This is a genomic window from Corynebacterium callunae (genome assembly GCF_046592015.1).
Lineage (GTDB): Bacteria > Actinomycetota > Actinomycetes > Mycobacteriales > Mycobacteriaceae > Corynebacterium > Corynebacterium callunae_A.
The window spans coordinates 36,737-49,973 of the sequence record NZ_JAWVOB010000007.1; the positions used below are offsets into that span (position 1 = coordinate 36,737).

Sequence of the window (13,237 nt, forward strand, 5' to 3'; positions counted from 1 at the left end):
CACGCACTCGAAAAGAGTACTGAAATCGAGGTTTTTCGGGTCCTCTCGAGTCCCTGAATTCGAGATCCTTCCCCGGGGAAAAAATTTGAGCCGATGACGGGAATCGAACCCGCGCTACCTGCTTGGGAAGCAGGAGTTCTACCATTGAACTACATCGGCACAGCTTAAAAAGCACTAATTAAAACGTTAGCACCGCCTCAGCACGGGTCACGCTTGGGGGTTCACATTAGGGGCGTGATTAAAGGCGCTAGACTGGTTGACGTGCTGCTATCAGATCGAGACATCCGCAAATCAATTGACTCCGGCGACCTTGGGATTGAACCTTTTAATCCTGAGCTTATTCAGCCGTCGAGCATCGATGTTCGCATGGACCGCTATTTCCGAGTTTTTAATAACTCCAAATACACCCACATCGATCCCAAACAGAATCAAGATGAGCTCACCAGCCTGGTGGAAGTAGCCGAAGGTGATCCTTTTGTGCTGCACCCAGGCGAGTTTGTGTTGGCGTCCACCTTGGAAAAGTTCACCCTGCCAGCGCATCTAGCAGGACGTTTGGAAGGAAAGTCCTCCCTCGGTCGCCTGGGCTTGCTCACACACTCCACTGCCGGATTTATCGATCCCGGCTTCAGCGGATATATCACCCTGGAACTTTCTAATGTGGCAAATCTGCCCATTACCCTGTGGCCTGGAATGAAGGTCGGCCAGCTGGCTCTCTTCCAAATGAGCTCGCCTGCAGAAACCCCTTATGGCTCTGGAAAACTCGGTTCCAAGTACCAAGGCCAGCGTGGACCAACTGCGTCGAAAGCATATTTGAACTTCATCAATGAGTAGTAATCAGTAACCTGTGACACGCCTCGCTCTCTGATTGGCTCTGTTCAGGTCGCGCGCAGTTCTAAAACGTGTTGAGATGAACTTCGGTCCATACTTCGTTGAAAGGAATCTCCCTATATGCGGATGACAGTGATTGGCACGGGATACCTTGGCGCAACCCATGCTGCATGCATGGCTGAGCTGGGCCATGAGGTGCTAGGCGTAGATGTTGATGAGGCAAAGATTGCTTCCCTGAAAGATGGGAAAGTGCCTTTCTTTGAGCCAGGTTTGCCAGAGGTTTTGGAGCGCAACCTGGAAGCAGGGCGCCTTAGTTTTTCCACAGATTATGCCGATGCTGCAGACTTTGCGCAGGTGCACTTCTTGGGCGTGGGAACTCCCCAGCAAAAAGGTTCTTTTGCCGCTGATCTCACCTATGTGCGTCAGGTTATTGAAAACCTCGTGCCTTTGCTTGAAGGCAAGCACATCATCTTTGGTAAATCCACTGTCCCAGTAGGTACCGCAGCGCAGCTGCAGGAGCTCGCGGATTCCCTGGCTAAGCCCGGCACTGAGGTAGAAATTGCCTGGAACCCAGAGTTCCTGCGCGAGGGTTATGCCGTTAAAGACACCATCACCCCCGATCGCATCGTGGTGGGCGTGCGCGCAGGTTCTGCGGCAGCTGGGGTAGCCCGCGAGGTTTATGCCACCGCAATTGCTGCGGATACGCCATTTTTGGTCACCGATCTTGCCACCGCTGAGCTGGTCAAGGTCTCGGCCAATGCCTTCTTGGCCACCAAGATTTCTTTCATTAACGCTGTCGCAGAGATCTGCGAGCAAACCGGTGCGGACGTAGTCAGCCTGGCAGATGCAATTGGTTATGATGACCGCATTGGTCGCAAATTCTTGGGCGCAGGCCTCGGCTTTGGTGGTGGCTGCCTGCCCAAGGATATCCGTGCATTTATGGCGCGCGCTGGTGAACTCGGCGCCGATCAGGCCTTGACCTTCCTGCGCGAGGTGGATTCCATCAATATGCGCCGCCGCGATCGCGTGGTGCAATTGGCCAAGGAAATCTGTGGCGGTTCACTCCTGGGCAAGCGCGTGACAGTGCTGGGAGCTGCGTTTAAGCCAAATTCTGATGATGTGCGCGATTCCCCGGCGCTTTCCGTCGCCGGTTCTTTGTCCCTGCAGGGCGCTGCGGTATCGGTTTATGATCCCCAGGCCATGGACAATGCGCGCCGCGTGTTCCCAACCTTGGGCTATGCCGCAAACACCCAAGAGGCGCTTGCCGACGCCCACCTGGTCGTGCTGGCAACGGAGTGGCAGGAGTTCCGCGATCTCGATCCGGTAGTCGCGGCGGGAATCGTCGACAAGCCCGTTATTATTGACGGCCGCAACGTCCTTGATGTGGCCAAGTGGCAGGGCGCGCGCTGGGAAGTCCACGCGCTCGGCCGCAACCTTTAATGGCGGTGCACTAGACGGGGCTTGCCGTCAGCGGGCGGGTGCGGCTCATCGCCGGGCACCGTCCACGCGGCAATCAGCGTGGTAATCGGCACGGCGAGCGTTAGTGTGAGCGCGCCGACGCCGGATCGCAGCAGCTCACCGGCCATAACATCGCTGGTGAGTGTCTGCAGCAAGGGCCGCTCCGCCAAGGAGAGCAGCAAAAGCAGTGGCAGCGCGGCGCCGGTATAGCCGAGTACCAGGGTGTAGATCATGGAGGAAATATGGTCGCGCCCCACGGTCATGGCGCCGGTGAAAAGCCGCCAAGGGGTGGCGTCCTCATCAATTTCTGCCAGCTCATTGATGGTTGATGACTGCGAGATGGTGACATCGTTAAGCACGCCCAAGGTGCCGATAATAAAGGACGCCAAGAGCAGTCCAGAGATTGAGACCTCGGGCAGGTAGTTAATAATTTTCAGGTGGTTTTCATCGCCGAGGCCACGCAAATTGGTGGTGGTGATGGCCAGCCAGGATAATAGCGCTGACAGTCCTAAGGCCACCAATGTGCCAGCCAGGGCAGCAGCGGATTTCCAATTAAGCCCGTGCACAATCGGCACCACAATAATCAAAATGGCAGCGCCACAAATAACCGCCATCCACATGGCATTATGGCCACTGGCCAGGCCGGGGAGCAGGAATACACCTACAATTCCCAAGGTCAGGACCAATCCAAAGAGGGCGCGTACACCACGCCAAGCTGCAAAGGCGCCCATAGCGGCAATGAGGATAACTCCCCACACAATAAGAGAGGTACCGCGCTGATAATCAGCAAAGGTGAACAAGGTGGAGCCGCTGATATCCGGGGTTTGCACGAGGCGGATTTTATCGCCTACCTCAAAAACTGGTTCGCCCGGTTGACCGTAGTTGACCAGCTGGGTCTTCATGCCTGCACTATCACCGGAGGTGATATCAACCAGGGCGCGCACGCAGTCCACGGTGCCTGCTTCCAGTGGCACACTGGGACTTCCTGAAAACGCCCTGCCGGTGTCGGGGGAGTTGCACGCCGCGCCGTCGACAAGCGTGATTGTGCCATCTACCTGCTCATAGTTGCCTGAAAAGGTTTGAGAAAAAGCAGGGGATAGGGTGACATTATCGGAGTTGGGCCACAGTAAAACAATGCCCGCGATGGTGGCGATGATGGCAGAAATTAAAAAGGTCAACAACCCAATACGCCATGGTGAGCGCTGAGTTGTTGACTCGGATACGGCATGTTTTCCCACTGTGGCTCCTGGGTTCGGCAGGCACTTGAACACCGTGAAGCCTAGCCCAGAAGTGGGAACTTTTTCACCTTTATTGCTTGTAGCTGGACAAGAAATTTCCCAAACGCTCGATGGCGTTTTCCAATTGGGAAGCCCATGGCAAGGTGACCACGCGGAAGTGATCAGGATGTGGCCAGTTAAAGCCGGTGCCCTGCACCATGAGGATCTTCTCGGCGCGCAGCAGATCCAGCATTAGCTGGGTGTCATCATGAATCTCATAAACATTGGGGTCCAGCTTGGGGAAGGCATAAAGCGCACCCATGGGCTTAACGCAGCTGACGCCTGGAATCTCATTGAGCTTTTCCCAGGTCACATTGCGCTGCTCGAGCAGACGACCATGTTCACCCGTGAGGTCATAGATGGACTGGCGTCCGCCCAAAGCCACCTGAATAGCATGCTGAGCAGGAACGTTAGGGCAAAGGCGGGTACCAGCCAAGAGCTCCAGGCCCTCGATGAAACCACGTGCATATTGCTTAGGTCCGGTAAGAACCATCCAGCCGGCGCGGTAGCCAGCTACTCGATAAGCCTTGGACAAACCGTTGTAGGTGATGCACAGCAGGTCAGGAGCAAGAGTTGCCAGGCTGATGTGCTCGGCGCCATCGTAGAGAATACGGTCGTAGATCTCATCGGCAAGAATTAGCAGGTCATGCTCGCGGGCGATAGCCACGATCTCTTCCAAAACCCGGCGTGGGTACACCGCACCAGTTGGGTTATTGGGGTTGATTACCACGATGGCCTTGGTCTTATCCGTCACCTTTGAACGGATGTCCTCGATGGAAGGATTCCAATCATCTTCCTCATCGCAGAGGTAGTGCACGGGCTTGCCGCCAGCCAGGGAGGTTGCAGCAGTCCACAATGGATAGTCCGGTGCCGGGATGAGCACTTCATCACCGTCATTGAGGAGCGCCTGCGTGGTCATGCTGATTAGCTCAGAAACACCATTGCCCAAGAAGACATCATCAACGTCAAAGTGGGGGAAGTCAGGGATCACTTCATAGCGGGTTACCACGGCACGGCGTGCTGGGATAATGCCCTTTGAGGTGGAATAACCCTGGGACATTGGCAGGTTGGCGATCATATCGCGCATGATCACATCGGGAGCATCAAAGCCAAAGATGGCAGGGTTGCCGGTGTTGAGCTTGAGGATATTATGTCCATCAAGTTCCATGCGTTCCGCCTCCGCGGCCACCGGGCCACGGATCTCGTACAACACGTCCTTCATCTTCTCCGACTGATCGAAGATGCGACGGCGAGGCCGTCGAGTGGGACGCGCCGCCTGATCCGCGCCCACAGCCTGCGTGGCGGTGTCGGTGGTCTTAGAGGTTTTGCGCTTGTCTGTAGTCACTCGCACAATGTTGCCACTTTGCGCCCCAAGTTGGAAGTAAAACACGGGTATTGCACCCAAATGGGCTTAAAAAGGGATTAGAAAGTTGCCCAGCGGACTGAAGTTCCTCTGTGAAGCACCGCCCAAGCAGGCATTTTGTGAGCCACAACATAAAGCTTGCTTTTTTGCGGACGCGTCATACATAATGACCTTAATAGCTTTCACCGACGTGGTCCTAGAATGAGCTCGGCCACCGAAGCGCAGAGCTTGAGGATTGTAACCCGCAAGGGGCAAGACCTGAAACATAGACGATTTTTATCGTCTGTGGTTTCGGGTCTTTTGTCGTTTCTGGGGCCGTGCCATCCACCGCAGGTCAAACAGAAAATTCGCATCACGATAGGTGTACTTGTTCAGAAAGGACAAGAAAATGGCAACAAAAACAGACTTCGGGCCTTTGGCCTCAAGTGTTACAGAAGCCCTCGGTGGGCCAGACAATGTGCGCAGCGTAACTCACTGTGCCACCCGTTTACGTTTTAAGATCAAGGACTCTGAGAAGGCTGATCTGCAAAAAACTGCAGCAATCCCCGGTGTGATTACCGCAATCGCAGCCGGTGGCCAGCACCAAGTGGTGGTGGGCAATGATGTTCCCCTGGCCTATAACGCCCTGATGGATGTCCCCGGCATGCGCGCCAAGGGCATTAAGGACGCTAACTCCACCGCGGAGACCACTGAAGATGATGGGCCGAAGGAAAAGAAGAACCTTTTCAACCAGTTCATTGATCTGATCTCTGCACTCTTTTCTCCCATCGTATGGGCTTTGGCTGGTATCGGCCTGGGCAAGGCTGGACTTTCCCTAGCTACTACCCTCGGCCTGCTGGAATCTACTTCCACCAGCTACGTTGTTTTCAACGCCATGTTTGATGGCCTCTTCTACTTCCTGCCATTCTTCCTGGCAGTAACAGCAGCGCAGAAATTCCGCGTTAACCAGTTCATCGCCATGGCCATTGTGGCAGCGCTTTTGCACCCCACCTTGACCGCTTTGGTTGGACAAGAGGGACTCACCTTCATTGGCCTGCCACTGAATATGATGTCCTATTCTTCCTCGGTTATCCCCGTGGTTGTGGCAGTGTGGTTGGCTGGCTACCTGCAGCGTTGGCTGGAAAAGGTGCTGCCAGGTGCGATCCGCAACTTCTTCACCCCACTCATCGTGCTTCTGATTATGGTGCCTTTGGTACTCTTCACCGTCGGCCCGGTTACCCTGGGTCTGGCCAATGGAGTCTCTGCCGGTATCACCTACCTCTTTGAAACTGTGCCTTGGCTTGCAGGTGCTGTGCTCGGCGCATTCTGGCAGGTATTTGTGCTCTTCGGCCTGCACTGGGGCCTGGTTCCAGTGATGATCAATGACATTGCTAACCTTGGTTTCTCCTACATGATGGCACCGCTGATGGCAGCAATCTTTGGCCAGGTTGGCGCAGCCGCAGCAGTGTGGCTCCGTACCAAGAACCCTGAGCGTCGCAAAGTTGCAGGCCCTGGCGTGCTCTCCGGATTCCTTGCCGGCGTGACCGAACCCATCATTTACGGTGTGAACCTTCCCCTCAAATACCCCTTCTATGCAGGTATTATCTCCGGCGGTATCGGTGGTGCAATCATCGCAATCGGTGGCAATGCCTTCGACGCCTTCGTCTTCCCATCAGTCATGGCATTTGCCGCAACCTTGACCATCGGTAGCTTTGTCGCGCAGCTCATTGGTTCCACCGTTGCCTTGGTGCTCGGATTTGTCCTCACGATTATCTTCGTGGGCAACGCTGAAGAGAATGAGCAAAAAAACGTCGAAAAGCTTGACGACGCGGCTCCTGTGGTTGCCCCTGCCGCCGCACCCGAGGTTGCTGCTGCCATTAGTGGCACGTATGTGCCACTCAGCGAGATTAATGACAAGGTGTTTTCCTCCGGTGCTATGGGTGAGGGATTCGGTATCCGCCCTGCTAGTGGCGATATTGTGGCTCCTGTTGCTGGCACGTTGATCGCTGTGCAAAAAACCGGACATGCTTATGGCATTCGCGGTGATAATGGCGTGGAGGTGCTGGTGCACGTGGGTATTGATACCGTCAAAATGGGCGGTGAAGGTTTTGAAATCTTGGTTGCCCGCGGTGATCATGTCGATGCTGGTCAGCTGCTCGGACGCGTTGATTTGGACACTGTGGAAAAGGCTGGTTTTGATAACACCACGGCTGTGATCGTCACCAACTCCCGTAAGTTGGAGAACCTAGAATTGGTGAAAACTGAAGGCCAGGTTGCTGCAGGTGATGTGGTGATGCGCCTAGATAGCTAATCCTTTCCAGCTCAATCAAAACGCACAAAGAAAGAGAGTTTTATCATGACTGCATTCCCACAAGGTTTTCTCTGGGGCGGCGCAACTGCTGCCAACCAAATCGAAGGCGCCTATAACGAGGGCGGCAAGGGGCTTTCCATCCAGGATGTTATGCCCCGCGGAATCTCAGCTCCGCCGGTAGAGGTACCAACTGAGGATAACCTCAAGCTCAAGGCCATCGATTTTTATCACACCTACGCCGAAGACATCGCCCTCTTTGCCGAGATGGGTTTTAAGACCTTCCGCTTCTCCATTGCGTGGTCACGTATTTTCCCTCGTGGTGATGAACAAGAACCCAATGAAGAAGGCCTGGCCTTTTATGATCGCGTGCTTGATGAGCTGGAAAAGCACGGCATTGAGCCCTTGGTAACTTTGAGCCACTATGAAACTCCGCTGGCACTTTCCCGCGAATATGGCGGTTGGCGCAACCGTGAGCTCATCGAGTTTTATGGCCGCTATGCCCGCGCCGTATTCACCCGCTTTAAAGGCCGCGTGCGCTATTGGTTGACCTTCAATGAAATCAACGCCGTATTGCACAATCCTTTTATGGCCGGTGGCATTGAGGTTCCACGCGCTGAGCTTTCTGAATCCGAGCTCTACCAGGCAGTTCACCATGAGCTGGTGGCCAGCTCCTTGGCCACCAAAATTGCCCATGAGATTGATCCAGAGAACAAAGTGGGCTGCATGATCATTGCCGTGCCACGCTATGGCATTACCCCTGATCCCCGCGATCAGCGCACCGCTCAGGAACGCTCACAGTCTGACTACGCCTTTGGTGATATTCATGTGCGTGGTTATTACCCAGGTTATTTGCTGCGCCACTTCCGCGAGCATGGCATTACCCTGGACATCACCGCAGAAGACCGCGAGATCCTCAAAAACACCGTGGACTTTGTGTCCTTCTCCTATTACATGTCTGTCTGCGAGGCACACGATCCGGAGAATTACACCACCGGTGGTGGCAACCTCATTGGCGGCATTGTGAACCCCACCTTGGAAGCTTCTGAATGGGGCTGGCAGATTGATCCAGTTGGTCTGCGCATTGTGCTTAATGATTTCTGGGATCGTTGGCAAAAGCCATTGTTCATTGTGGAAAATGGACTGGGTGCCAAGGACGTGCTGGAGAATGACACCGTGGCAGATGATTACCGCATCCAGTACCTCAATGATCACTTGGTGCAGGTAGGCGAGGCAATTGCAGATGGTGTAGAGCTTTTGGGCTACACCACCTGGGGACCTATCGATCTGGTTTCTGCATCAACTGCGCAGATGTCCAAGCGTTATGGTTTCATCTATGTTGATCGTAACGATGACGGCAGTGGCACTTTGAAGCGCTATAAGAAGAAGTCTTTTGATTGGTACCGTCAGGTTATCGCCAGCAATGGTGCCTCTCTCGAGGCGTAGTTTTTAAGATCGCGGAAAGGGCAGTGCTAGCTCGGTGAAAATCCTCAGAGTACTAAATAATAATGTGGTGCTTGCCATCAAGGATGACACCGAGGTGGTGCTGACCGGATGGGGCATTGGGTTTCAAAAGAAGCCCGGCCACGATGTTGACCGTGAAAAAATCACCCAGGTTTTTGTGCCGGAAAACAACCGCGATGCTGACCACATGGCCAGCCTATTGGCCGAAGTGCCCTTGGACTATGTGGATTTAGCCACCGAGCTCATTGCCTCTGTGTCTGCTGATCTTGATGCCCCAGTTGGCAGCGCCACTGTGGTGGCCTTGGCAGATCACCTGCAAATGGCGGTTAAACGCAATGAGGCAGAGCCGGAACTTAGTGCGCAGCCTAATCCTTTGCAGGCAGAGGTAAACCATCTTTATCCCACTGAGTCACGCTTAGCTGCGCAGATTTTAGCGCGCACCAATGAGTGGTTGGCTGCGCGTAAGGTGGCGCCACTTCCTGATGCTGAAACCGTAGCTATCTCATTGCACCTGGTAAATGCAGGTTTCCGGACCGAAGATCTCGCTGAAACCTATGTGATGACCGGAGTGTTCAGCCAGCTTTTTGACGTTATCGATTCCGCCTTTGGCATTACCCTAGACCGAAATTCCGTTAATGCCGCGCGTTTTATTACCCATATGCGCTACTTCTTTGTACGGGTAAAAAATAATGCGCAGCTTAATGACGGAATGTCAGTGCTGCGCACCAGCCTCGAAGCCTCACATCCTGCCTCAACTTTGTGTGCAGAACGTTTGGCTCAGGTGTTGGAACTTCGTTTAGGTAAAGAGCTTTCAGCGGATGAGCAAACATACCTTGCCCTGCATGTTGCCCGTCTCGCTGAAGATAAAGGTACTGCCTAGTTCTTTAGAGCTGCTAAACCCAGGTCGGAGTCTTTGGTGAGGTGAGCGCCAAAGGCGGGCTGACCAGGCTCAAGGATGCGACCATTGGCCAAGGCTCCAATATTGATGGGGTCAAAGCCAAAGTCCTTAATAAGCGTTGCCACAACCTCACCCGCGGCTTCATCATCGGTGGCATAAGCAATGGCGCGACCGGTATGCGCATCTTCTTCTAGCTCGTGATAGCCAATGTGGTTGAGGCTTTTGACCATGCGCGCGCCGGGGAAATAATCCGCAATGATCTCCGAAGAGCTGCGGGGATCTGAGGTGAGCTCATCCATTTCACCATTAACTGGTACCCAGTGATTCATGGTGTCAATAACAATTTTTCCACTCATACCGCTGGGATCAATGCTGCGGTACTTGTGTAGGGGAACAGCCAAAATGACAATATCGGCGCCGTCTACGGCCTGTGCCGCGGTGCTTGGTTTTGCACCTGGCATGAGGATTTCTGCTGTAAGCGCAATCTCTTCTACCGCGCTGGAGCCTGCAATGCGGACTTCATAACCTGCAGCTACAGCTGAACGAGCAATGGAGGAACCTACTTTTCCAGCACCAAGGATGGCGATAGTTGGAAGTGCAGTAGACATAAGTAAAACACCTGATTTCACAGTGATGAGGGCAAGGGAAGTTTAAAACTAAAAGCTATGAACTTTTCTATGACTCATCAACAAAACTGGAGCTGAAAATATTTCAGGATAGCCTAACGTTGCTTCCATGGCTTGGTGGAAATGACATTTTCAGCAGCATCAAGGGCTTTAGTTTTAAGCGCATGACTACGTTCACGACGCTGTGCACGCAGCTCCAAATTGCGAATTTTATCCTCTTTGCGCAGTTCTTTGATTCGGTTTCTCTCAATTTGGCGTGGCGTTGGTGCATACCAATTGCTTGGGCCCACCTTCATGACATAGAGCAGGATAAAAACGAGTGGAATAAGCGCTAGAAGTGCTGGAGCAAAAACCGTTGACTGTGCCAAAACTGCTGTTCCGGTAATGGCAGCCACCGTAGTTAAACCTAAAATTCCAGCTCGTGGACGTGCCCCCTGGCGGTGAAGTTGGGCGACTTCAGCAGCAGTATAAGTTTTTTCAGGTAGTCCCACCGCAGCACTGGAAAGGTGTGGCAGATCAAAGAAGATCTCGTCCAAATCACCTTTAGTTGTGGCATTTGCGACGGCTGCACAGCGCTCATCAGTTTCAGCCATGGTTAATCTGCCCTCGGCATAAAACTGGCCAAGTGCTGCCAAAGCAGCGGAACGTTCATTATCGCTGACTCGAATATCTTTACTGCCTGGAAACTGTGCGCCCATAGTGACCACCTTAGCTGGGTGGAAAGTACATGGACATCCGGGGTTTCCCCGAATTTTTTAGATTGTGGTGCAGAGTCCGCCCCACTGCGGTGCTAGGAAGTCCAAATCCCGGAACTTCCACGACGGTGGCTTCCAATTAGATGAGTATCCACCATGCCAATGGCCTCCATCAGGGCAAACATAGTGGTGGGGCCAACGAAGCTAAATCCTTCCCGCTTTAGGGCTTTGGAGAGCGCTAAGGATTCAGCAGATTGGGTGGGAATCTCTGCAAGGCTTCGCGGCTGTGGGGTATGCGAGGGTTTAAAACTCCACACCAATTCCACTAATCCGCCTTTTTCTCTCAGCCGTTGTGTGGCTTGAGCATTATTAATAGTGGCAAGGATCTTTCGGCGGTTGCGCACAATTCCTGGATTTTCCAGCAGGCTGGCTATGTCTTCCTCTCCAAATTCAGCCACTTTATCTGGATGAAATTGGGCAAAGGCTGCGCGGAAGTTCTCGCGTTTTCGCAAAATAATGGACCAGGACAACCCTGATTGAAATGCTTCCAGGCTGATTCTTTCAAAAAGGCCTTGTTCATCTCTAATGGGCATGCCCCATTCGTGGTCATAGTATTCCCGCAAGAGGGAATCTTGTGCTGCCCAGGCAGGTCTGCCCCGCCCATCGGAACCGATAATGAGATCGCTGCTCAAAGGTTTCCTTAACATTGCAAAATCTACTAAAACGTGGAGGAGCTGGCCCACTTATGCATCTTTAAGCCGATCCATCAATGAGCTTCTACTAGAAAGGATTTTATCCAGCACCTGGATCTGCTCCCACTGTTGATGGATAAGCGAGGTAATTACTTACTGCTTTGACTGGCCTTCAGAAGCTGCAGGGTCAGAAAGCTGGGCTGACTGTTCTGCGGTGAGTTGGAGGTTAATATCCATACCTAATAGTGCCGTCTTGGTGGCATGACTGTCTAGAGCTTTTCCGCACATGTAGTCACCGCTCATAGTTAAGGTCTACCGCCCATCGGAACCGATAATGAGATCGCTGCTCAAGGGTTTTCCTTAGGCCGTCCGGGGTGGGGAATATCGCCGACATTTTTGGGCAGGCGTCCTGCTTTTCTAAGTTGTTCACGCAGCATTATTTCAATTTGAGCATTGGTACTGCGGGCCTCATCGGCAGCCCAGCGGGCTATTGCGTCATGCACCGCTGGGTCTAGGCGCAGTGGCACCTGTTTTCTGACCATTTTTTAATGGTAGAGGCTACCGGCATTGACGATTGGTTGGGCATTGGTATCCGAGCACAGAACAACCAGGAGATTAGATACCATTGCAGCGCGTCGTTCTGGATCTAGGTCCACAATATTGCGTTGTTCCAGCTGTGCTAAGGCAGATTCCACCATGGTTACAGCACCTTCCACAATCTGCTCGCGGGCATCAACAATGGCGGATGCTTGCTGGCGTTGCAGCATGGCCTGCGCAATTTCTGGGGCGTAGCTGAGGGAGGAAATACGAGCTTCAATAATCTCAAGTCCGGCAACCGCAGCGCGCGCTGCCACCTCTGCGGCTAGCTCATTGCTGACATCATCGGTGGATCCGCGCAGTGAAATTCGGCCATCAATGGGGGAGTCATATGGGTGCTGGGTGACCACATGGCGCAGTGCGGATTCAGCCTGCTGGTGCAGGAATTCCTCATAGTCTTCTACGGCGAAGCTTGCTTGTGCAGTATCGGCTACCTGCCACACGATGATGGCAGCCACGTTGATGGGGTTGCCGTTGTAGTCATTGACCTTGGTTTCTTTGGTCTCAAAGTTGCGTACACGTACAGAAACCTTTTTGCTCACTGTCAGTGGCGGAACAAAAGATAATCCGGTGCGGCGCAGGGTACCAATATAGCGTCCAAAAAATTGCACGGTCAGGGTGTGGCCAGGGCTTACAACCTTGGTGGAGGTCAGTGTGACAACCAGCGCAATGAAGAAAATGACAATGCTGGCCAGGAGTGAAACCATGGCGCTGGAATCGCCACCATCAAGGGCTATAACTGCGTTAATAAACATAAATACGGTGCCAGCCATGATGGCAATTAACACCACCAGTGCGATGGCAGTAGGTCCGGCACCAAGTGACCACACGGTGGACTCTTTGACATTTACGCGGGCGCCATCATGGCCAACGGGTTCGGTGGCAACAACTGCCGGTGGGGTTTCTTCAAGGGAGTGGTTGGTCATCACGGGGCTCCTAGCGTTTTAAAAAGCGACTAAAAAGAATGTGATATCAGATTATCAAAAAGTGATATCACATTAAAGGGTTTCGTTGAAAAGCGCCTACCAGCCCACCCCCGCGCGCCTTAAGCG

The 13,237-nt window shown here is 53.3% G+C and carries 13 protein-coding genes and 1 tRNA gene; 5 read left to right on the forward strand and 9 right to left on the reverse strand.

Going from position 1 to position 13,237, the window contains the following annotated elements; genetic code table 11:
* Nucleotides 1–88: 88 nt before the first annotated feature.
* A tRNA-Gly gene (locus SFC07_RS08925) sits at nt 89–159 on the reverse strand.
* A gap of 102 nt (nt 160–261) precedes the next feature.
* Between SFC07_RS08925 and dcd the strand changes: the two genes are divergently transcribed.
* Both dcd and SFC07_RS08935 read left to right on the forward strand, forming a co-directional pair.
* A complete protein-coding gene (gene dcd / locus SFC07_RS08930; protein ID WP_411207898.1) occupies nt 262–831 on the forward strand; it encodes a dCTP deaminase in 570 nt (189 codons plus the stop codon).
* Nucleotides 832–948: 117 nt separating this feature from the next.
* Nucleotides 949–2,268, forward strand: coding sequence for a UDP-glucose dehydrogenase family protein (locus SFC07_RS08935; protein ID WP_411207899.1), 1,320 nt, complete (start codon nt 949–951; stop codon nt 2,266–2,268).
* Here SFC07_RS08935 and SFC07_RS08940 read toward each other — a convergent pair.
* Together SFC07_RS08940 and SFC07_RS08945 are read right to left on the reverse strand one after the other, a co-directional pair.
* The gene (locus SFC07_RS08940) at nt 2,265–3,524 is read right to left on the reverse strand and encodes a YibE/F family protein (RefSeq protein WP_411207900.1); all 1,260 of its coding nucleotides are present in this window, start codon (nt 3,522–3,524) and stop codon (nt 2,265–2,267) included. The genes SFC07_RS08935 and SFC07_RS08940 overlap by 4 nt on opposite strands.
* A gap of 70 nt (nt 3,525–3,594) precedes the next feature.
* Nucleotides 3,595–4,908 carry a pyridoxal phosphate-dependent aminotransferase gene (locus SFC07_RS08945; RefSeq protein WP_411207901.1) on the reverse strand — a complete coding sequence of 438 codons (1,314 nt, stop codon included), beginning with the start codon at nt 4,906–4,908 and terminating at the stop codon, nt 3,595–3,597.
* A gap of 406 nt (nt 4,909–5,314) precedes the next feature.
* Between SFC07_RS08945 and SFC07_RS08950 the strand changes: the two genes are divergently transcribed.
* Genes SFC07_RS08950 through SFC07_RS08960 form a run of 3 tightly spaced genes read left to right on the forward strand, consistent with a single transcriptional unit; the run spans nt 5,315 to nt 9,557 of the window.
* Nucleotides 5,315–7,216 carry a beta-glucoside-specific PTS transporter subunit IIABC gene (locus SFC07_RS08950; RefSeq protein ID WP_411207902.1) on the forward strand — a complete coding sequence of 634 codons (1,902 nt, stop codon included), beginning with the start codon at nt 5,315–5,317 and terminating at the stop codon, nt 7,214–7,216.
* A 45-nt stretch (nt 7,217–7,261) separates the two neighbouring features.
* On the forward strand, nt 7,262–8,659 hold the full coding sequence (locus tag SFC07_RS08955; protein ID WP_411207903.1) for a glycoside hydrolase family 1 protein: 1,398 nt from the start codon (nt 7,262–7,264) through the stop codon (nt 8,657–8,659).
* A 34-nt stretch (nt 8,660–8,693) separates the two neighbouring features.
* The gene (locus SFC07_RS08960; protein ID WP_411207904.1) at nt 8,694–9,557 is read left to right on the forward strand and encodes a CAT RNA binding domain-containing protein; all 864 of its coding nucleotides are present in this window, start codon (nt 8,694–8,696) and stop codon (nt 9,555–9,557) included.
* Here the strand turns inward: SFC07_RS08960 and SFC07_RS08965 are convergent.
* From SFC07_RS08965 to SFC07_RS08990, 6 genes are all read right to left on the reverse strand, one after another.
* Nucleotides 9,554–10,183 carry an NADPH-dependent F420 reductase gene (locus SFC07_RS08965; protein WP_411207905.1) on the reverse strand — a complete coding sequence of 210 codons (630 nt, stop codon included), beginning with the start codon at nt 10,181–10,183 and terminating at the stop codon, nt 9,554–9,556. The genes SFC07_RS08960 and SFC07_RS08965 overlap by 4 nt on opposite strands.
* A 113-nt stretch (nt 10,184–10,296) precedes the next feature.
* Nucleotides 10,297–10,899 (reverse strand): DUF1707 domain-containing protein, encoded by a 603-nt coding sequence (locus SFC07_RS08970; RefSeq protein ID WP_411207906.1) that lies wholly within the window; start codon nt 10,897–10,899, stop codon nt 10,297–10,299.
* A gap of 92 nt (nt 10,900–10,991) precedes the next feature.
* The gene (locus SFC07_RS08975) at nt 10,992–11,603 is read right to left on the reverse strand and encodes a DNA-3-methyladenine glycosylase I (protein WP_411208013.1); all 612 of its coding nucleotides are present in this window, start codon (nt 11,601–11,603) and stop codon (nt 10,992–10,994) included.
* Nucleotides 11,604–11,741: 138 nt separating this feature from the next.
* Nucleotides 11,742–11,891, reverse strand: a complete 150-nt coding sequence (locus tag SFC07_RS08980; protein ID WP_411207907.1) for a hypothetical protein — start codon at nt 11,889–11,891, stop codon at nt 11,742–11,744.
* Between the two features lie 44 nt (nt 11,892–11,935).
* On the reverse strand, nt 11,936–12,130 hold the full coding sequence (locus SFC07_RS08985; protein WP_411207908.1) for a hypothetical protein: 195 nt from the start codon (nt 12,128–12,130) through the stop codon (nt 11,936–11,938).
* 3 nt (nt 12,131–12,133) lie between these two features.
* On the reverse strand, nt 12,134–13,111 hold the full coding sequence (locus SFC07_RS08990) for an SPFH domain-containing protein (RefSeq protein ID WP_411207909.1): 978 nt from the start codon (nt 13,109–13,111) through the stop codon (nt 12,134–12,136).
* Nucleotides 13,112–13,237 lie beyond the last annotated feature (126 nt).